Origin of the sequence: Nonomuraea sp. NPDC050643 (assembly GCF_040654715.1) — a bacterium.
Lineage (GTDB): Bacteria > Actinomycetota > Actinomycetes > Streptosporangiales > Streptosporangiaceae > Nonomuraea.
The window spans coordinates 69,147-88,413 of record NZ_JBFAIM010000044.1 but is presented as its reverse complement, the minus strand read 5'-3'; the positions used below and the strand labels follow the sequence as shown (position 1 = coordinate 88,413).

The window sequence follows — 19,267 nt, the reverse complement described above, 5'->3', positions numbered from 1 at the left end:
CCCCAGGGCCATGGTGGCCTCATACGTTCGTTGGTCTTGGGCAAATCTCCGTGAGGGCAGGATTCGGGCGTTTCCTCCAGGAGAGATTCGCGGCATGACCAACGATGAGCGCCCGACGATCGACGACCTGCTGCGTCACGCTCGAGAGTTCCATGAGCTGACCGTCCTGCTGAAGTACGACAAGGACTTCGAGGGCAGGTTCAGCGCCGCTGTCGAGGCGGGCGACGAGGGGCGGCTCTCGAGTCTGCTGGCGCCTTTGGGGATCGAGGGGGTCTCGATCGGAGCGGAGGGCGAACGCAGTGTGTGCGAGCGGTGCTGGTTCTGGCACGGCAAGTGGGTCTGCGTGCCCATCTGCAAGTAGCGCATGATCCTCATCGCGTGGGGCGCCCTGCTCGCCGTGATCCAGCAGGCCACGTCTCCGAGATAATGGAGGCATCGCCTGCCGGCATCACATGGATCCTATTGTCAGTTGCACCGCGACGGCCGTGTCGCATTGAGGTAGAGCTCCGTGATGATGAAGTGCAGCTGCCTGGTCACAATTCTCTCGCCATCGAACCAGCGGTATGTCGGCAAGTTGGCGGAGTCCCAGTCGCAGAACTCATGGTAGCCGGCGGAGCAGTGCTGGATGGGGACATCTCTACCGCAGGTGTAGGTGAAGTAGCCGCTCCAGCCGGTCGCGCGGAACCCCATGATATCCACTCCGGGGTAGTAGCGGCCGCTGCACGACTTGCTGTAGTTGCCGCTTTGGTAGCCGATGAACGTGAAGCTGACGGACTGACATCCCGCATATGCCGGAGACTGGAGCCCGACGATTGAGACCAGGAGCAGAAGCGGCACAAGAAGCACCTTCGGCACCCTTGATCTGAGTTTCTTCATGCCGTTTACCCCGTGTTTCTGTTGTGGACGGATTCGATGCCCCAAAGTTCGACACCTGGGGATCCGTTTGTACGTCACCAGGGGTTGTCCAGCAAGATGACTATCCACTGAACAAACAATTCAAGAGCTGCGGCGCAGGTCGTATGGCTGCATCCCGCAAAGTACGTCGAGGCGGTCCTCAACAGTGGCGCACAATGGATGGGCGACGCGCTGTCAGTGGTCGGTGATGATGTCGCGGGTGAGGTCGAGGCGGGCCAGCCGGTCGAGGTCGGACAGGATGTCGATCGTGGCGATCCTGCCGTCGGCGATGGTGAAGCTCATGACGGAGATCGCCTGGCCGTCGATGGTGTTGACCAGGCCGGCGGCTCCGTTGATCAGGGCAGGATGCGTGGTGGCGGCGGTGGCCATGCGCTGGAAGATGGCGAGTTGCCCGGCCACGGCCGCGCCACCGCGGATGACCTTCAGGCCGCCGGCGAGCATCCCGCCGTCAGCGCGAAGCACCACGCCGGGGTCGAGGATGGACAGCAGCGCGTCGAAGTCGCCGGCGCGTGCGGCGGTCAGGAACGCATCCACCACCCGGCGCTGATCGGCCAGGTCCGGGTCGGGGGTCGGGGCGGCGCCGCGGACCCGCCGGCGGGCGCGGCTGGCGAGCTTCTTGGCCGTCGCCGGGGTGCGGTCCACGATGGGCGCGATCTGCTCGAACGGCAGGCCGAACATGTCGTGCAGCACGAACGCCAGCCGTTCCGCCGGGCTCAGCGACTCCAGCACCATCAGCAGCGCCAGCCCGACCGATTCGGCCAGCAGGACCTCCTGTTCCGGATCGGTGACGTCCGCACGGCTGATCACCGGGTCCGGCAGGCGGTCCTCCAGCGGCTCCTCGCGCCGGGCCCTGCGGCTGCGGAGCATGTCCAGGCAGACCCGGCCGACCGCGGTGGTCAGCCAGCCGCCCAGGTTGTCGATGTCGCCGGAATCCGACCGCGCCAGCCGCAGCCACGCCTCCTGGACCGCGTCCTCGGCCTCGGCCAGCGAGCCGAGCATGCGGTAGGCGACCGCCTTCAGGTGGGGGCGGTGGCCCTCGAACCGGTCGGCCAGGAAGTCGTGGGGTGTCACGGTCGCGATCCTCTCGTCGGCGATGTCGTACCACTGACGAATCGAACCGGTCCAAGGTGACCCGCCACCTCACCCGGTCACCTTTCACCGTCGCCGTCCGTCATCCCGGCGACCGACACCCACGAAAGGTTGCTGACGATGATCAGGACGGACGTCCACGGAACGGTGGCAGACGGCTTCGAGCAGGTGCGCGAAGCGTTCGCCGCGGTGGTGGCCGAGCAGGACGGCCAGACGGGTTCGCAGTTGGCCGTTCATGTACGCGGCCGGCGGGTGGTGGACCTGTGGGCCGGCGACGAGGTCGGCGGTGACACGCTGACCGGCGTCTACTCCTCCACCAAGGGTGCCGCAACGCTGGCGACGGCGCTACTGGTGCAGGAAGGCGTCCTCGAACTCGACGAGCCGGTGGCCCGGCACTGGCCGGAGTTCGCCGCCGCCGGCAAGGACACGATCACCCTGCGGGACGTGCTCACCCACCGCTCCGGGGTCATCGGCGTGGACGGCGGCCTGCCGGCGGACGAACTGGCCGACGACGCGGTGATCGCGCGCCGCCTGGCCGGGCAGCGGCCGTACTGGAAGCCGGGTTCGGCCTACGGCTACGGCGGGTTCGTCACGTTCGCCATGGTGAACGAGGTGATCCGGCGGGTGACCGGACAGTCGCTCCAGCAGGTCTACGACGAGCGCATCCGGACTCCGTACGACCTGGACCTCTATCTGGGGCTGCCCGCGGCCGAAGAGCAGCGGTTCCGGCCGATCCACTGGTGGACGGCCACCCCGGAGCAGGAGGCCGCGTTCTGGTCGAACCTGCCGGGCCCGCACAGCATCCTCGGCGTCGGCTACGGCCTCAACAGCACGCCGCCGCTGGACCAGGTGGCCTTCGCCAACACCCGCGCCGTCCGCGCGAACGGCCAGGCGTCGGCCGGCGGCGTGGGCAGCGCGCGCGGCCTGGCCGGCCTGTACGCGGCGGCCGTCTGGGGCATCGACGGACTCCCACCGCTGCTCAAGCCGGACACCGTCGGCGAGTTCTCCACGCCGCACTCCACCGGCCACGACCTGGTCCGCGGCGACCAGGGCGACTACGCGCTCGGGTTCCAGGCCAAGGGCCTGCGATATGGGTTCCTCAGCGCGAACGCGTTCGGCCACGACGGCTCGGCCGGTTCTGAGTCCTTCGCCGACCCGGTCAGCGGCATCACCTTCGGATACACGCGGCGCCGTTTCGGATTCGGCTGGTCCTACCCCGAGCACGACCGGCTCGCCGCCGCCGTCCACCGCGCCGCCACCGCCTCCTGAAGGAGCCGGCATGACCTCGATCAACGCCACCCGTCCTGGGCGAAGCAGCCTCGCGCTGCCGGTGATAGCCGCCGCGCAACTGCTGATGGTGATGGACGGCACCATCGTGACCGTGGGCCTGCCCGTCATCGGGACCGGGCTCGGCATCGCCGAGACCGACCTGGACTGGGTCCTCACCGCCTACGCCCTGGCCTTCGGTGGCCTGCTGCTGGCCGGCGGGCGCGCCGGCGACCTGTTCGGCCGACGCCGGCCGTTCCGCGCCGGGCTGGCCGTGTTCCTGGCCGCGTCCCTGCTGGGCGGCCTGGCCGGCAACGGGACCGTGCTGATCGCCGCCCGCGTCCTTCAGGGGGTCGGCGCCGCGATCGTCGCGCCGGCCGCGCTGTCCCTGCTCGCCGACACCTTCCCCGCGGGGCCGCAGCGCAACAGGGCGCTCGGCGTGTACGGCGCCATGGGCGGTCTCGGCTCGGTCGTCGGGCTGCTGCTGGGCGGCGCCCTCACCGAATACCTGGGCTGGCGCTGGATCATGTTCGTCAACATCCCCATCGCGCTGCTGGTCCTGGCCGGAACCTTCGCCCTCGTGCCCGGCACCCGCGAGCGCGGCGGCATCGACCTGCCCGGCGCGGCCACCGTGACCCTGGCCCTCGGCTCGCTGGTCTACGCGATCAACCGGGCCGGCTCGCACGGCGCCGGCGACGCGCTCACCCTGACCTTCGGCGCGGTCGCCGTCGCGCTGCTGGCCGCCTTCGTGCTCATCCAGCGCGGCGCGCGCAACCCGATGCTGCCGGCAGGGGTGCCGGCCGATCGCCGCGGACTGGGCGCCAATCTGGTCATGCTGCTCATGGGCGCGGGGCAGCTCGCCACGTTCTACTTCCTCACCATCTACATGCAGACGATCGAGCGGTACTCGCCCATGATCACTGGACTGGCCTACCTGCCGTTCGCCATCGGCATCGGCATCGGCATCGGCTTCGGCTTCGGCTTCGTCGCCGCCACCCTCGGCGGCGTCCAGGGCATCGCACCGCAGGACTCAGGCATCGCCTCCGGACTCGTCAACACCAGCCAGCAGATCGGTGGTGCCCTCGGCCTGGCCGTCCTGGCCGGCGTCGCCGTCACCACCACCGCGAACCAGCCGCCGGGCACGGGCATGCGCGAGGCGCTCACCAGTGGTTACACCGCCGGCATGCTCGGCGCGGGCGTGTTCTACCTGGCCGCCATACTTACCGCCGTCCTCCTCCTGCGCCCCGGAGCCGCCAAGCAGCCCACCCGGCGTCGCCCACCGTGTGGCGCAGGAGGCTGCTCACCTCGATCAGCGCGGTCGTGCCGCAGTCGCACTTGCTTCGAGTTCGAAGCAGTGCTAGCTTCATTCAACGTAGGTGCTTCGAATCCGAAGCACATTGACTCCATCGAAGAAAGAAGTCCGCCATGAAGGCAGTGCGATTCCACGAGTACGGCGATGCTGATGTCCTGCGCTACGAGGACGTGGCGCTGCCCGTCCCCGGCGCTGGTGAGGTTCGCATCCGGGTCGCGGCGACGTCGTTCAACCCGGTCGACGCCGGTATCCGCAGCGGTGGTCTCCAGGGCCCGTTCCCGGTGACGCTCCCGCACACGCCTGGCATCGACGTCGCCGGGACGGTCGACGCGCTCGGTGACGGCGTCGACGCGGTGGCGGTCGGTGACGAGGTCGTCGGATTCCTCCCGATGATCGGCGACGGCGCAGCCGCTGAGTACGTCATCACGCCCGCCGAGGTCCTGGCTGCCGCGCCTTCGAACGTTCCGCTCGCTGACGCGGCGGCCCTGCCACTGGTGGGCCTGACCGCATGGCAGGCACTGTTCGAACTCGGCGAGCTCACCGCCGGGCAACGCGTGCTCATCACCGGTGCCGGAGGCGCTGTCGGTGCGTACGCGGTGCAACTGGCGAAGAACGTCGGCGCGCACGTCATCGCCACGGCGAGCCCGCGCAGCGCGGACCGGGTCCGGGCCGCCGGTGCCGGCGAGGTCCTCGACCACACCACGACCGACGTGGTGGACGCCGTGACCCAGCCGGTCGACCTCGTGCTCAACCTCGCACCGATCGAGCCCTCGCAGCTCGCCGCCCTGGCCGCTCTCGTGCGATCCGGCGGGGCCGTGGTCAACACCACGGTGTGGATGCAGGCGCCGAGCGACGAATCGCGTCAGGTGCGCGGGCTCAACGTCTTCGTCCGGAGCGACTCCAAGCAGCTCGCCGGCCTCGTGGAGGCGATCGACCGAGGAGAACTTCACATCGACATCAGCCGCCGCATCCAGCTCAAGGACCTCCCGGCCTTCCACGCGGAAGTCGCCGCCGGCGCCGTGTCCGGCAAGGTCGTCGTCCTTGCGCCGACCGCCTGACCCTTTCATCCCTCCCGGAGAACGTCACCACGCACGACTACGTCGCCGCCCAAATCACGATGCGCTGGTACGCCAGAACGAGAGCATCCCGGCTCGGCCGACAAATCGCCCGCCCCTGACCCTCCTCGGCCTCACATGATCAAGAGTCACTCCACCGGCTTTGCCTCCGGGGCCCTGGCCTGGGGTTGGTCAGTGCGGTCGCGTCACTCCCCGGTCGTGACCGAGAGAGTGGCATCGACGATGCGGTGGTCGGAGCAGGGCCTGTCGCGGTCGCCGCCGCAGACGTGCCCAATCGGATGGGCGTCCGCGTGGTAACCGGTCAGGCGGTCGGCGGGGACGAAGATCAGATCGACCTTTCCCGACTGGCCGCAGGCTCCCAGCTTGTTGCTCTCGGTGGTCTGCTCGCCCCAGCCGGGGCACACGGCCTCGCGATCGTCGAGCTCGTGGTAACCGCCGACGTTGCCGTGATTGGCGTCGGTGTCGACCGAGGCGTCGTACCAGGTGTTCAGCAGCGGCGAGTCCGGCTGCACGTTGAAGTCGCCCGCGATGATCGGGACGTCTCCCCGGGAGCGATAGGACTCCAGTGCGCTGTGCACATGGCCGAGCTGGGCGGCCTTGTAGGCGGCGACGGTCGTCAGGTGGGTGGTGCAGAACCTGGTCGTGGGCTGCGCCGCGACGGGTGCGCAGAGGAGTTTGCGCTGCTTGCCCGACCCGTCGTAGGGCAGGGCCTGCCGTAGCGCGTCGCCCAGCGCGAAGCGGCTGAAGATCGCAATGCCGATGCCGTGCCCGGCGCAGTAGCCGGGGTCGCCCGCCGCCGTCATCGGCTCGTAGCGGGCGAAGTTCGCGGGACTCTGCGGCCAGCCCATGCTCTGCAGCGCATCGATCACGGCGCCGTACTGGTTGCGGCAGATCTCGTTGATCGACACGAAGTCCGGCCGGCGATAGCCGATCGAGCCGGCTATGGCCTGGATGATGCCGTTCGTCGTCGAGCCCAGATGCTGTTGATGCCCGGCCATGTTCCAGTGCCAGATCTTGTACGTCGCGGTCGCGGAGGAGGCCGCGGACACGGGACCCGCAGGCAGGACGGCGGTGGTGATGAGGACCGCCACCACCGTCAACAACCGGCGCACGAAACCCGGCACCCTCGAGATCCGCATGAGCCGTTCCTTTCTCCGTGATCAGTTATCAGCGATCTTGTCCAAAGGGCGTTTCCGGCGCCAGGCATAAGGTGGACATCTCGGAGCGGGCCAGCACGATGATCAGCTCAAGCACGCACCGCACCATCAGGTGAGCGAGGGACAACGGCACCTCGTAGGCTCCCAGACAGGCTCACACAACCGCGGACAAAGCCCCAGCTCACAAGTTTGCGATGCCCCCATGTCGTCGTAACGACGGCCACCGTGCACCAGCCCCGAAGAGCCGCTCGCGGGCGCCGAGGACGGTGGGGAAGGCCAGCAGCCGGTATGCGTCGATCAGGTCCTTCGCCGTCAGCGCATGGACGACGCTCAGGCTCCCGGTGATGATCACATCGCGCTGTTCGCGCTTGACGGCGTCGACGAGGTCACCGTCGATCGGCTGCGAGTTCGCCCATGCCGAGGTGTCGGTCAGGGCGCGGGAGGCGACCAGTTACTGCATGACGATGACGCTCACGATGGGTGTCCCTACGTACCGGCGGCATCGGGCGAACTCATCGCGGCCCGTCGACCATGTTGAAAAAGATCTGCTGGGACAGGCCGAAAGCCTCGAACACGACGTTGTGCGCGACCTGCCCTGCGGTGACGGTGAAGACCTGCAGCGTGTGCAGGCGATGCCCGCCGCCGGGCTCGGGGGCGTACGCGGCGACGGCGGGCTGCCCGTTGGCGGTCAGCCGGCGAAGCACCCAGCCCGTGCCGCGCACGTCGAACACGCGGCGCACGAACATGCCACATAGAGGCGCGATCCGGTCAGGCCACTGCGTACCGGCAGCCGGTAGGGCCCTGTACCGCTACTGAATGCCCGCCTGTCCCCTGGCGCCGTCAGCCAGGCCGCCGATGCCGCCCAGCATCCAGCGCATCGCCGACTGCTGCTTCACCACCTACGACCTCTATTCGATGGCTTGATCACTGTCGAGCTGTACGCACGGCGCGACCGGGCCTTCCGCCAGTTCGAAGCCGATCGCCGAGCCCGAGTCGGCATCGGTGGGATCGTTGAACGTCGCCGTGGCCACCAGAGTCTGGCCGGCCTCGATCGTTTCCGGATGAATCGTGAAGCTCGCGCCCACGTTGCCTTGAACCACACGATTGACGGAGGCGCCCAGATAGCGGGCGCGCGGTTCCCGGCAGCGCTTGCCCTCGGGCACGTAGTCCACGACGGCGGCGACTCCGAGCCGCCGAAGATCCTGCTCCAGCTTTTCAGCGTCCGTGAACTGGTTGATCGTGATGGTGATCGTGCCGCCCGGGTTCTTGGTCAGCAGGTAGGCCGCGTGAGCGGGGTTCTCGGCGCCGGTCGTCAAGGGGAGGACGATCATCGCGGAGAGGACCAGAGCGGTGGCGACGAGGCCGAGCTTCAACCTTCGCCGGGCCTGGGACCGGAACCAGCCGGCGCGGGCGGGCGGCAGAGGCGGCGCGGAGCGCGAGGGCGTTTCGGCCGCACTTGCGCGTTCGTCGGTTGCCGCGGCCAGCAACAGGGACCTTGTGCGGGCACGGGCCTGCTCCGACACTGGCGGCATATCCGTTCCCATACTGCTCAGCAGCTTGATCTCATCCATGGTCGTCATACCTGTCGTCGTTGGTGGCAGAGAGTGCGGTGCGCAACCGGAGCCGGGCTCGGTGCAGGCGCGACCGGACGGTTCCGACGGGAACGCCCAGGGCGGCGGAGATCTCCTCGTACGTCAGCCCGGCCCAGGCGAAGAGCAACAGGGCGTCGCGATCACCGTCCGCCAGCTCTTCGAGCACCCCGGCCATCAGCCGGTAGGTGACTTCCGCGTCGACGCGGGCGGCCACCTGATCGGTCGGCTCCGGTACCGCCGGGTCGGTCCCGGTACGCGCCATGGCGGCCCAGCGTCTGGTCTCGGATCGTTGGTGCATGCGCAGCACGTTGGTCGCGATGCCCAGCAGCCACGGAAGTGCGCCGGTGGGACTTCGGCTGGAGGTGAAGCGATCGCGTTGTTTGAACGCCTGCAGGAAGGTTTCGGACATCAGGTCGTCGGCGTCGGCAGGTCCTGCCCGCCGCGCCAGATAGCGGTGTACCTGGCCTCCGTGCCGGTCGAACACGAGGGCGAAGATCTCGGGTTCGCGGAGTGAGCGGTCGATCAGCGAGGTGTCGCTCTGCTCGATTTCGATCTCCGGTGGGGTCGATCGATCCATCATCGTCACACCTGCTATTTGCCGGTGCTCATGATCAGGTTCGCGGGACGGGCGGAGGACTGGGTCGCCGGCCACGCCGTGGCCCTGCCGGCCGGGCGCACCGACCAGGTCATCGCCGCGCCCGCATCGAGGCCTGCATCCGCCATCTCACCAACAACGCCGAGCATCTGCGCTATGACCAGGCGCTCGAAGCGGGATGGCCGATCGCGACCGGAGTGATCGAGGGCGCGTGTCGTCATCTGATCGCCGACAGGTCTGGAGGAGTACTGGAGCTTCCACGCCAGTCACCGAGAACGAGCCGCACCCAGATCAAAAGGCCCTCTCCTCAAGATCGGGTCCCGGCATCGTCGCCACCGCACCGTTGTCGACCACGGGCACGGATAAGGGACGGGCGCGCGACCGGCTGCATGACCATCTTCGGGGTGGCGGTGGGCTTGAACCTGCGAGCCGTCGCATTCAGCAGATCTTTCGGCCCCCGTTGGGCTCGATACATCTTGACCGAAATGACGAACACCAGTGCCTATTGATCATTTCCAACGAAATTAAGCTCGACCGCTGCGCCGTAAGTGGGCCTCGGCGACCTGCCCGCCCTGGACGACCCGGCCCGGATCAAGGAGGCAGGCGTCCGCGCGGGAGTGCACGAGACGCTCTCGGGGCTGCCGCGAGGCTACGACACGCTGCTCACCCGCATCTTCTTCTCCGAGGCCGACAAGGGCGATCCGGAGACGGGAGTGGTGCTGTCCGGCGGACAGTGGCAACGCCTCGCGCTGGCCAGAGCCCTCGTCCGCGACGGCAGAGACCTGATGATCCTCGACGAGCCCGGCTCCGGCCTGGATCCGGAGGCCGAGCACGAGGTCCACACCAGCATCCGGCAGTATCGGGCGGGTCGCACGAGCCTGCTGATCTCCCACCGGCTCAGCGCCGTACGGGATGCCGACCTCATCGCCGTGCTCCATGACGGGCGGATCGCCGAACAGGGACCGCATGAGGCGCTGCTCACCGCAGACGGACACTACGCCCGCCTGTTCCGGCTCCAGGCCTCGGGATACCAGGAGGTGCGATGAAGGCAGGCAATCTTCTCCTCCCGGCAGCCGGCTTGCTGACCTTGGGAATGTCGCTGTGGCGAGTCCGCGCCGGCCAGATCGTGGTCGTCAAGATCCCGAATCCTCCCCCGCTGGACGGCCTGCCGCCGGGCATCGAACCCGGCGACGAGGACAAGGTGCCGGAGAGATCGGATCCTGGCTGGCGCCTGCTCGTCAAGCGGGCGGTCGCGGTGGCCGGCGAACCTGTGCCGAGACAGGTCTTCCCGGCGCTCCACGACGTACCCGAGACCGTCGTGCCCTCTCGCGCCCTGGTCGTGCTGGGCGACAACCCGGACACCAGCTGGGATTCCCGGGACATCGGTTTCGTGCGGGGCGACCAGTTCATCGGCGTCATGATGCGCCGCCTGCCATCGCGTTGACCGCCCGCGGCTTCGTCCACGATCCCCGGCGGGACCGGGAACACCGCCGCCGCAACGCCGAGCCGGTCGCGCCGTACCCGAGCCGGACATGGGTGATGCCCGAGCCGGGTTCGGACTCCATGACGAAACGGGTCCCAGGGTCTTCGAACTCGGCGCCGCCCAGGTCGGCGGCGGCGTGCTTGCGGAAGCCGCGATACTAACGGGAGTGATCACAGTGGCCCAGTGCACGGCGCGCCCGACGGTAGGGGGCTACCTGCCACGAGCACGGTTCGTGCGCCAGGTCGGGCGGGTCGCAGTAGCTGGTGATCAGGGCGGACGGACGCTCCGCAGTGTGGGCGGCAGACGTTATGCGCTGATCGGCCAGCGCATCAGGCAGGCCACGCGGCCCTGGATTGACGTGTCATCTCGCTGGTCGGCGTCAGGGACGCTGACCAGGCTCGTTGACGAGGGCGGTTTCGAGCTGGGCGGTCCAGGTGACCGGGGTGCCCGCGGGCACGTCCGCCTTGCCGCCAGTCCAGGTGAACGTCTTGTCGATCACGCTCTCACCGTAGGTTCCCAGGAAACGGTAGTCCTCGGAGCTGAGGATGAGATCGTAACGCGCCCAGTCGCCGGTGTGGCTGAAGGCGATGCCGCGCCGTCCGCCGGCGTCGGTCGCGTCCTGGATGACCGTGACGCCCTCGATCGTGGGCAGAGCCCGGAACAGCGCCGCCCGTACCTCCGGGGGCAGCGCCTGCTCGCCCATCAGCTGGTATATGGACTGGAAGAGCAGCTCGTTCATGGCTGGAAGGGGATCGCCACCCGCCGAGTTCAGCGGCGCGAGCACGGCCCTGAGCCGGTCGAGCACGGTTTCCGGGGTGACGGGCTCCTTGGCCAGTTGGGCGGCGCCGATGCCGGGGTGGGTGAACTGATTGTCCAGCCTGCCCTTCTCGTCGAAGGAGGCCACCTTCTTGCCGTCGACGCTCGTCCACTGCTCCCAGGTGACGCGCTTGCTCGTACTGACGCCATAGCCGCTGTACTTGTCGTGTGCGGCCTTGAGCTCCTTGATGTACAGCCACTGGCCCGTACGCGTGCCCGGGTCCGGGCTCCGTTCGGCGGCGTCGGCCGCCCGCTCGCTCAGCTCGCGCACGTCAGCGACCGGGGTCATCACGGGTTCACGCGTCGCGACCCAGGTGCCGCCGACCACGACGGTCAGGGCCGCCGCGATCGCCGGCCGCCATGCCGGCCGACGGCGGGGCAGGCGACGCGGGGCGGGCTCCCGCATGGCGGCCAGCAGCCTGGCCCGGGCCGCCTGCTCCGCCTGCGGCGTCATTGTGGGCGTGGAGCGGCGCAGCCGCTTCACAGAGTCCAGGTCGTTCATCGGTTTCCCTCCATCATCGGGATCGCGGCCTTGATCTTCTTGCGCGCACGGTGCAGGCGAGATCGCGCCGTCCCCGCGGGTACGCCCAGCGTCTGGGCAGCCTCCTCCAGGCTCATGTCCTCCCAGGCCACGAGCAGCAGAACGTCACGGTCGCCTTGTGACAGCGCCGCCAGCGCCCCCGCCAGCCGGCGTTCCTCACTCTGGGCGGCGACCCGCGCGGTGACGGTGTCGGCGATCGGCTCCGGCAGCGGGTCCACCCCCGTACGGCTCAGCGCGCGCAGGTACCGTTCCTCGCTCCGCCGGTGCTTGGCGATCAGTTTGGTGGCGATGCCGTACAACCAGGGCCTGGCCATGGGGACGGCGGGATCGTAGGACGCGCGGCGGCGGAACGCGGCGAGGAACGTCTCCGCCACGATGTCGTCGGCCGCCTGCGAGCCGAGCCGGCGCGCGACGTAGAGGTGGATCTGCTGGGCGTACCGGTCGAACAGCGTGGCGAACTGTTCGGGATCGTCCCTGGAGCGGCGGATCAACTCCGCGTCGCCCTCTTCGGACAGGTTCACCAGGGTCACATCGTTCCTTCCACGAGGTGGGGTCACCTCCTTGTCTCCCGTAGCGGGCAGGACCGTTCGCGGTCCCGCCCACCCATGACACCGCGCCCCGCCGCCCGCTGTCCGGGTAGCCGTCGAAAGTCTTTCGATGACGCCACCTCGTGGCCTGCGTTTTGTGCGCCACGAGCGCGGAAGGTGAGGTCGCCGTGCAGGTGACCTTGCCGCCGCCTGCCCCGAACCGGCCGGTTCGTCATCCTGCGGCCCCAGACCGATCTCGAACGCGAGCGCATCGCCAGGGCGGCCGGGGCCACCAGGACCAACGCCCACCTCGCGCTGCAGGACCTGCCCACGCTCGCGAACGGTCCTGCCCGCTACGGGCGACAAGGAGGTGACCCACCTCGTGGAAGGAACGATGTGACCCTGGCGAACCTGTCCGAAGAGGGCGACGCGGAGTTGATCCACCACTCCAGGGACGATCCCGCCGTCCCCATGGCCAGGCCCTGGTTGTACGGCATCGTCACCAGGCTGATCGCCAAGCCCCGGCGCGTGGACAGCGGCCGTGAGCCAGTTGACATCAGGATCGGAAGGATATTCATGAGCACTCGCAAGCTGGCGACTCTCCTGGCCGGCGTGGCCGTGGCCGCCACCACCACGCTGGTGGTGGACGCCGCCCCGGCCGGCGCGGCCGGACCCTGCGGCAGCAGTTACTCCCGGATCGGCGTCTACTCAGTCTCCAGAGGGGACGGGACCCGCACAGGAACGCTGGAGGTCTACTACAGCTCCAGCACCGGCAAGAACTGCGCCCTGACCTACGGCTACGGCCCCTACGCCAACACCACGAGCTGGAAGAGGGTCACCATATCGAGAGGCGACGGCAGCGGCGAAAGCACCGATGCCGGGCGATACACGACCTACGCCGGCCCGGTCTACGTCTCCGCCCCCGGCCAGTGCATCGACGTCGCCGGAACCGTACCGGACTACGTGACCCGCAACCTCAACAACGTGCACTGCGGCTGAATCCCCTGTGACGGCTCCCGCCGTACGCGAGCATCCGCACGCCGGCCTGGTCAGGTGACGCAGATGACGGGCCACAACCGGCTTCCAGGCCGGCGGCGCGTTGCCGATGCGCTGCCGACCAGCGAAGAGAGCTTGGACCTGCCACCGTCACGCTGCCCGGACATCGCTGATCCTTGTTGGCTGAAGCTTGAAAGGAAGACGCACTCATGCGCACGCGACTGTTCATCGGGCGGCTCGACCGGGTTCCCGTGAACGTGACCATGGTCCCCGGTCTGTCCATGCTCGCCCTGATCAGCGACGCGCTCGCGGGCAGGGACAGGGGCGCCCCCGAGCGGTGGCGGCGGCTCGTGCGCTCCGCCGTGATGACGCCCGACGAGACGGTGGTGGACTCGCTGGCGTCACCCGGCTACACCATCTTTCCCGATGCTGCCTTCCCTGGGGACTTCCGTCGAGATCTGGACGTTCCCACGCAGCTCGAGATGGTTCGCGACGCGCCACCCGACGCGTTACAGGAGGAGTTGGACGTCATGACCGACGGGCAGCCGCCACCCCACTGGCAGCCCGCGATGAAACACCCGCGCCGCTGGCTGCACGGCTTCGCCGGCCTGCTTGAGCAGACGTGGAGCGCCATGTATGAGGAGTGGCAGCAGACCCGGGAGCTATTCGATCGCGAGGTCGAGCGGGTCGCCGTGGCCAGCGCCCGCGGAGCACTCGACGTCGTGCTCAACAACCTGCACGTTGACTGCTCCTTCCGCGAAGGCGCGTTCAGCGTCCCCGACTACGGGTGCGACGAGTTCTCCATCGAGTCCAAGAATCTGGTGCTGATGCCCCTGCTCGCCGGGTCGAACGCGCTCATCGCCCGCCTCGACGGTCCGGACACCGTGTGGATCGCCTACTCCCCGCCGCACCTGACGACGCCCAGGCCCAAGAGCACCGAGGAACAGCTCAAGCTCCTCCTCGGCGATGCGCGGGCGGCCGTCCTGATCAGCCTCGACCGCCCCTTGTCGATGGGTGTGCTGGCCAGGCGCGTCAAATGCCACCCCAGCGTGATCACCTACCACTGCAGCCGCCTTGAATCGGCGGGACTGATCACTCGGCGGCGCGAGGGCAGAGAGATCTACGTCCACCGCACCAAACGCGGCACGGCTCTGCTCAACCTCTTCGACTCCTGACCGCGCCCGCAGGCGAACGGGCTGCGCCACCTTCCCCTGCCGGATTTGGGGGTGTCCTTGGGCGCGGCCTGCTCGTTCGGGAAGTGGCCGCGCTCCTCGACCACCCGCCGAATCCGGGCGTTGGCCGAGCAGATCACCCGGCGGATCTCGATGTCGAAGTCGAGGAAGGGTACGAACTCGGCCTCACGATCCTCGCGAACGGCTCCCTCAGACGGGCGGCGAAACGGCCGGCGTGCGGGGCCCTTCGACGGACCGCTCGGGGACGGATCCGGGAACGGATGCCAGGACCGCCGCACAGTCCCAGACGCCGTGATGTGAGAGGAGCAAGGGGCCGGAGAAGCTATCCAACGCACAAGTGATCCCTTACTGTCCCAGCTATGGTGGAAACTGGCCATGGCTTCCGGATCCTGGGCTCGGTTTCGGTCACGATCCACGGCAGGGAGATCCTTCCGCCGCCCCAGCAACGGACCGTCCTGCTGGCGCTGCTGCTGAGCGCCAACACCACGGTGTCGGTGGATCACCTGGCGGACGTCCTGTGGGGAGACACGGTCCCCGACACCTACCGATCCAGGATCCGCATGCTGATCTCCAAGCTCCGCACGGCCTGTGGCCCCGCGGGAGACACGCTGATCGTGACACGCGAGCCCGGTTACGTCCTGAACGTCCGCCCCGGCGAACTCGACGCCGACCTGTTCGCCGACCTCATTGGCCAGGCACGGCTCGCAACCGAGGAAAGCCGGCTCTCACAGGCGCTCGCCCACTACGACAACGCACTTGCCCTATGGGGCGGCCCTCCATTGGCCGGAACCGACCACTCTTTCGCCCACGCGGAGGTGGCCCGGCTCTGGGAGCTGCGCGTCACCGCTCTGGAGGAGAGAGCCGAGGTGATGCTGGTCCAGGGACGCGCCGCCGAGGTCGTCACCGACCTGCAACCGGTGGTCGTGGATCATCCCCTGAGAGAGCGGCCGTACGGGCAGCTCATGCGCGCCCTGGCCGAAAGCGGCAGGACGGCGGAGGCTCTGAACCTCTACCACCGGTTACGCGACCATCTTCGCACGGAGCTCGGCGTGGAACCCGCGCCCCAGCTTCGCGAGCAGCACAGCAGGCTGCTGCGCGCGGAGCAGACGGAAGTTCCTTCGACACCCCGCCAGTTGCCGCCCGCCACCGGCCGGCTGTTCGGCAGGCAGGCTGAGCTGGACCGGCTCACCGCACTGGCCCAGGACCCAGGCGCGACGGTGGCAATCGTGGGCCAGGCGGCCATCGGCAAGACCAGCCTGGCTCTGCGCTGGGCGCACGACCACGCGAGCCTGTTCCCTGATGGCCAGCTCTTTCTCGACCTGCGCGGATTCGAGCGGGACTCCGCCGCCGACGATCCGCTCACCCGGCTACTCATCACCCTTGGGCACCCGCCCCAGGACGTAAAGGCGGATCCGCAGCGACAGCTTGCGCTCTACCGCTCGTCGCTCGCCGGTCGCCGGATGCTCGTCGTCCTGGACAACGCCGCCGACGCGGCGCAGGTGCGGCCGCTCCTGCCGGGCGAGCCGCAATGCCTGACACTCGTCACCAGCCGCGACCGGCTCAGCGGCCTGGTAGCGCTGAACGGAGCGCAACGCATCGCCCTCGACGGCCTGACGTTCGAATCCTCGCTCGAACTCCTCGCGGCCACCGTCGGCCGCGACAGGATCGAGGGCGAGCTTGACGCGGCAGCCGAGCTCGTCCGCCAGTGTGCGAACTTGCCGCTGGCGCTCCGGATCGCGGGCGCCCGGCTGGCCGACCATCCGCACCTCACGGTCGACCGCTATCTGACGCAGCTGACCAAGCAGGGACGGCTGGCGGAGCTGCGGATCGACGGCGATGGCGGCACGGCCGTTCGGCACGGCTTCGATGTGTCGTACCAGGCGCTTCCCCCGTCGGCCCGCAGGATGTTCCGCCTGATGCACCTGGTTCCGGGTGACGGCATCAGCACGGACGCGGCCGCGGCACTCGCCGGGGTCAGCGTCACCGAGGCGGAGAGCCTGCTGGACGCGCTCGCCCGGGTCCATCTGACCACCGAGACCGGCGTGCGTCGCTTCACCTGCCACGACCTGCTCGTGGAGTTCGCCCGCGAGGCCGGCGCCGCCGAAGACGACCCGGCGGCGCGCGGCGCGGCCACCGAGCGCCTGCTGGAGTTCTACCTGTACGGCGTCGCCGCCGTGGCGGCCGTGGCCTATTCCCGCCCGGTCGACCTGCTCGACGATCCATCGACCGTGAGTGCGCAGATCGTCACGTGCCCCGAGGAGGCGGACGCATGGCTGACAGCCGAGTGGCAGAACGTCGTGGTGGCGATCGAACACGCCGCGCGGCAGGGGCTGAACCGGGCGGCCTGGCAGCTGGCGCACGCCATGCGCACCGTGCTCTACCGGCGGCGCTGGCTGCGCACCTGGCTGCGGCTGGCCGATCTCGGCCTTGCGGCGGCGCAGCGAGACGGTGACGTTCTCGGGCAGGCCGCGATGCATCTGTCACTCGGGCTGGCGCATGTCTGCACCGGCGACTACCGGCTCTCCATCGAGGAACTGGAGAGGGCGACGGTGTCCTACCACACGGCCGGATGGCGTAGCGGCGAAGCGGACGCGCTGCGAGCCGCGGGCACGTCGCTCGCATACGTCGGCTCGTTCAGGCTCGCCGCGGACAAGACCCGCCGGGCGCTTCGGATCTACCAGACGATCGGCGATCGCGGCCGCGAGGCCTCCAGCAACAACAACCTCGCCTGGTTGCTGCGCAACCTGGGCCGGCTGACCGAGGCGGAGGACTGCTTGGAGAGCGCTCTGGCCACGGCCGAGGAGAGCGGTCCCTTGGAGCTGGAGGTCCTGACGCTCGCCGGACTCGGCCTGGTCCGGCAGGAGCAGGGTCGGCTCGACGACGCGCTGGGCATCCTGCGGCGTGCGCAGAGCACCAGCAGGGCGGCGGGGATGCTCTACGGCCAGATGGTCGCACTGGACGCCATCGCCGCCGTGCACGCCGACGCGGAGCGGCACGAGAAGGCGTTCCTGGCCCGGACGGAGATGCTCGACCTCGCCAGACAGATCAAGGACCGCGGCCATGAGGTCCTCGCACTCGTCGGATTGGCGCGCGCGGAGATCGGCCTTGGGCGGCCGGGCGACGACCGGCTGCTGGCAGCCCAGAGCAAGGCGGAAAATCTCGACCACCTCCAAGGCCGCGTGGAGGCGGCGCTCGCGCTGTCGGAGCTCGCCGCGAGAGAGAGCCGCTACCAGGAGGCCCGCGCCCACGCCGAGTCGGCGCTACGCCTGGCCGCGCAGGGGTGCGTTCTGAGCGTGGGCAGGGCATGGCTCGCGCTGGCGGTGGCCGACCTCGGCGATCAGGAGTTCGATCGATGCGTGCGACATTGCGAGCGGGCCCTGCGCGCCTTCACCGACACCGGGCAGCGGCTCGGTCACGCCCGCACGCTGATCGTCCTGGGACGGGCGCGCGAACAGATGGGGAACGAGCACGGGGCCCGTTCCGCCCGGCGGCGGGCGCAAGCCGTACTGGACGAGATCTCGGCGCCCCCGCAACGCGGCATACTCGCAGGGCTGTGAAGATGGCGCCCGTATGCGCTCCGTAGGCGCGTAGGTCAGAAACTGCCTCTTGCCGGCTCACATCGCGGTGCCAGAGAGCGAACACCATGAGCGTGCGGCTGTTGGGGCCGGTCGGCTTGCGAGACAAGGAAACCCGTATCGCCCGATGCGCGGTAACCCGCGGTCGGACCCGATCGACAGAGAACTCCGGCATCGCGATACAGCGACATCGCCAGAGCGCCGAACAAATCCCCCGAAGGCGACACCACCCTCCTCTTACATGCTCACCCTCGAAGCGAACCCACGAGCCACACAAGGTATCGACAGTGCGGAACCGAGGAGCAAGCAATGATGAACGACCCTGATGCTCCGACGCGCTCGCTCCTGGCGGGCAGGGAGCGTCGTGATGGGAGCCCGCGCTCCTCTGAATTCGTCGGCAACGGCCACCATGTGATGTCGCGGGCAGCCGATTCGGGGCCGGCGCGGGACCGCCGCAACATCGTCTTCCTGCACGACGGCTCCGTGGTGATGCGCGGCGCGCTGAGCGTCCTGGAATCCGCGGGCAATTCCTTTGACATCGTCTCCGCCGACTCCGTCGGTGAAGTCGACCGGCACCTGACCATCCGGCCACCGGCGGCCGAGATCCTCCTCGTGGGCCTGCCCAAGGAAATCGAGACCGAGTTGCTCGACCGGCTGCGCGTCTGGTCACGGTCGGTCCTCGTCCTGACGATCTCCCGGAGAGTGGACTACGAACAACTCCTCTCGCTGATCTCCGCCGGCGTCCATGGCTATCTGGACATCGACGTCGAGCCGCAGAACCTGTACGCGGCCTTGAGCCTGCTGAGCCGAGACCGTTTCTTTCTCTCCGGCTCCGCGACGAGCCTGTTCCAGGACGACAGCGCTCGTCCCGGAGCCTCCCAAACCTCTTCCTTCGCCCTTCTTGCCGACCTGACCGAGCGGGAACTTCAGGTGCTCGGACTCGTCGCCGACGGCTGGACGCACAAGCAGATCAGCTCCAGGTTGGGGTTGTCGAAAACCACTGTGGACACCTATGTCCAGCACATCAGACAGAAACTAGGCATTCACAACAAGGCCGAACTCACGCGCGCGGCCGTCCGGTTGGGGATCAGCCCCATCCGCGAGTAGCCGCGAGCGATGACGTTCCCCGCTCAA

At 68.7% G+C, this 19,267-nt stretch carries 20 protein-coding genes and 1 pseudogene; 10 read left to right on the top strand and 11 right to left on the bottom strand.

The annotated features are described in order from the left end of the window. Positions 1-94: 94 nt before the first annotated feature. A complete protein-coding gene (locus AB0I15_RS42320) occupies positions 95-361 on the top strand; it encodes a hypothetical protein (protein WP_358109236.1) in 267 nt (88 codons plus the stop codon). Positions 362-465: 104 nt separating this feature from the next. Here the strand turns inward: AB0I15_RS42320 and AB0I15_RS42315 are convergent, their stop codons facing one another. Together AB0I15_RS42315 and sigJ are read right to left on the bottom strand one after the other, a co-directional pair. After that, positions 466-876 (bottom strand): hypothetical protein, encoded by a 411-nt coding sequence (locus AB0I15_RS42315; protein WP_358109234.1) that lies wholly within the window; start codon positions 874-876, stop codon positions 466-468. A gap of 213 nt (positions 877-1,089) precedes the next feature. After that, positions 1,090-1,986 (bottom strand): RNA polymerase sigma factor SigJ, encoded by an 897-nt coding sequence (gene sigJ, locus AB0I15_RS42310; RefSeq protein WP_358109231.1) that lies wholly within the window; start codon positions 1,984-1,986, stop codon positions 1,090-1,092. A 138-nt stretch (positions 1,987-2,124) separates the two neighbouring features. Between sigJ and AB0I15_RS42305 the strand changes: the two genes are divergently transcribed. The 3 genes from AB0I15_RS42305 to AB0I15_RS42295 are packed head-to-tail and all read left to right on the top strand — an operon-like array spanning position 2,125 to position 5,640. After that, positions 2,125-3,273, top strand: coding sequence for a serine hydrolase domain-containing protein (locus tag AB0I15_RS42305; protein WP_358109227.1), 1,149 nt, complete (start codon positions 2,125-2,127; stop codon positions 3,271-3,273). Between the two features lie 10 nt (positions 3,274-3,283). After that, complete coding sequence (locus tag AB0I15_RS42300) at positions 3,284-4,699, top strand: MFS transporter (RefSeq protein WP_358109224.1); 1,416 nt, start codon at positions 3,284-3,286, stop codon at positions 4,697-4,699. After that, on the top strand, positions 4,696-5,640 hold the full coding sequence (locus AB0I15_RS42295; RefSeq protein WP_358109221.1) for an NADP-dependent oxidoreductase: 945 nt from the start codon (positions 4,696-4,698) through the stop codon (positions 5,638-5,640). Before AB0I15_RS42300 ends, AB0I15_RS42295 begins: the two co-directional genes overlap by 4 nt. Positions 5,641-5,843: 203 nt before the next feature. Here AB0I15_RS42295 and AB0I15_RS42290 read toward each other — a convergent pair whose 3' ends face one another. From AB0I15_RS42290 to AB0I15_RS42265, 6 genes are all read right to left on the bottom strand, one after another. Then, positions 5,844-6,797: an endonuclease/exonuclease/phosphatase family protein gene (locus tag AB0I15_RS42290; RefSeq protein ID WP_358109217.1), complete on the bottom strand. Its 954-nt coding sequence runs from the start codon at positions 6,795-6,797 to the stop codon at positions 5,844-5,846. A gap of 199 nt (positions 6,798-6,996) precedes the next feature. Continuing rightward, positions 6,997-7,212 (bottom strand): dihydrofolate reductase family protein, encoded by a 216-nt coding sequence (locus AB0I15_RS42285; RefSeq protein WP_358109302.1) that lies wholly within the window; start codon positions 7,210-7,212, stop codon positions 6,997-6,999. A 115-nt stretch (positions 7,213-7,327) separates the two neighbouring features. After that, complete coding sequence (locus tag AB0I15_RS42280) at positions 7,328-7,561, bottom strand: hypothetical protein (RefSeq protein ID WP_358109214.1); 234 nt, start codon at positions 7,559-7,561, stop codon at positions 7,328-7,330. Positions 7,562-7,723: 162 nt separating this feature from the next. After that, complete coding sequence (locus AB0I15_RS42275; protein WP_358109210.1) at positions 7,724-8,386, bottom strand: hypothetical protein; 663 nt, start codon at positions 8,384-8,386, stop codon at positions 7,724-7,726. Next, positions 8,379-8,987: an RNA polymerase sigma factor gene (locus tag AB0I15_RS42270; protein ID WP_358109207.1), complete on the bottom strand. Its 609-nt coding sequence runs from the start codon at positions 8,985-8,987 to the stop codon at positions 8,379-8,381. The genes AB0I15_RS42275 and AB0I15_RS42270 overlap by 8 nt, the downstream gene beginning before the upstream one ends. Positions 8,988-8,998: 11 nt before the next feature. Further along, positions 8,999-9,223 (bottom strand): hypothetical protein, encoded by a 225-nt coding sequence (locus tag AB0I15_RS42265; protein WP_358109307.1) that lies wholly within the window; start codon positions 9,221-9,223, stop codon positions 8,999-9,001. Between the two features lie 327 nt (positions 9,224-9,550). Here AB0I15_RS42265 and AB0I15_RS42260 point away from each other — a divergent pair, with 327 nt between their 5' ends. Further along, the gene (locus AB0I15_RS42260) at positions 9,551-10,048 is read left to right on the top strand and encodes an ABC transporter ATP-binding protein (RefSeq protein ID WP_358109204.1); all 498 of its coding nucleotides are present in this window, start codon (positions 9,551-9,553) and stop codon (positions 10,046-10,048) included. Positions 10,049-10,080: 32 nt separating this feature from the next. Next, entirely contained in the window at positions 10,081-10,446 is a 366-nt protein-coding gene (locus AB0I15_RS42255) for a S26 family signal peptidase (protein ID WP_358109201.1), read from the top strand. A gap of 418 nt (positions 10,447-10,864) precedes the next feature. Here AB0I15_RS42255 and AB0I15_RS42250 read toward each other — a convergent pair whose 3' ends face one another. Then, positions 10,865-11,803 (bottom strand): CU044_5270 family protein, encoded by a 939-nt coding sequence (locus AB0I15_RS42250; protein ID WP_358109199.1) that lies wholly within the window; start codon positions 11,801-11,803, stop codon positions 10,865-10,867. After that, a complete protein-coding gene (locus AB0I15_RS42245) occupies positions 11,800-12,372 on the bottom strand; it encodes an RNA polymerase sigma factor (protein WP_358109196.1) in 573 nt (190 codons plus the stop codon). The genes AB0I15_RS42250 and AB0I15_RS42245 overlap by 4 nt, the downstream gene beginning before the upstream one ends. A 393-nt stretch (positions 12,373-12,765) precedes the next feature. Between AB0I15_RS42245 and AB0I15_RS42240 the strand changes: the two genes are divergently transcribed. Next, the gene (locus AB0I15_RS42240) at positions 12,766-13,368 is read left to right on the top strand and encodes a hypothetical protein (RefSeq protein ID WP_358109193.1); all 603 of its coding nucleotides are present in this window, start codon (positions 12,766-12,768) and stop codon (positions 13,366-13,368) included. A gap of 206 nt (positions 13,369-13,574) precedes the next feature. Further along, the gene (locus AB0I15_RS42235; protein WP_358109190.1) at positions 13,575-14,540 is read left to right on the top strand and encodes a winged helix-turn-helix domain-containing protein; all 966 of its coding nucleotides are present in this window, start codon (positions 13,575-13,577) and stop codon (positions 14,538-14,540) included. Between the two features lie 56 nt (positions 14,541-14,596). Here the strand turns inward: AB0I15_RS42235 and AB0I15_RS42230 are convergent. Continuing rightward, a pseudogene (locus AB0I15_RS42230) lies at positions 14,597-14,722 on the bottom strand (transposase); the annotation flags it as partial. Positions 14,723-14,917: 195 nt separating this feature from the next. Between AB0I15_RS42230 and AB0I15_RS42225 the strand changes: the two are divergent. Then, positions 14,918-18,115, top strand: coding sequence for a BTAD domain-containing putative transcriptional regulator (locus tag AB0I15_RS42225; protein WP_358109187.1), 3,198 nt, complete (start codon positions 14,918-14,920; stop codon positions 18,113-18,115). Positions 18,116-18,442: 327 nt separating this feature from the next. Beyond that, a complete protein-coding gene (locus AB0I15_RS42220; protein ID WP_358109184.1) occupies positions 18,443-19,240 on the top strand; it encodes a response regulator transcription factor in 798 nt (265 codons plus the stop codon). Positions 19,241-19,267: the final 27 nt, after the last annotated feature.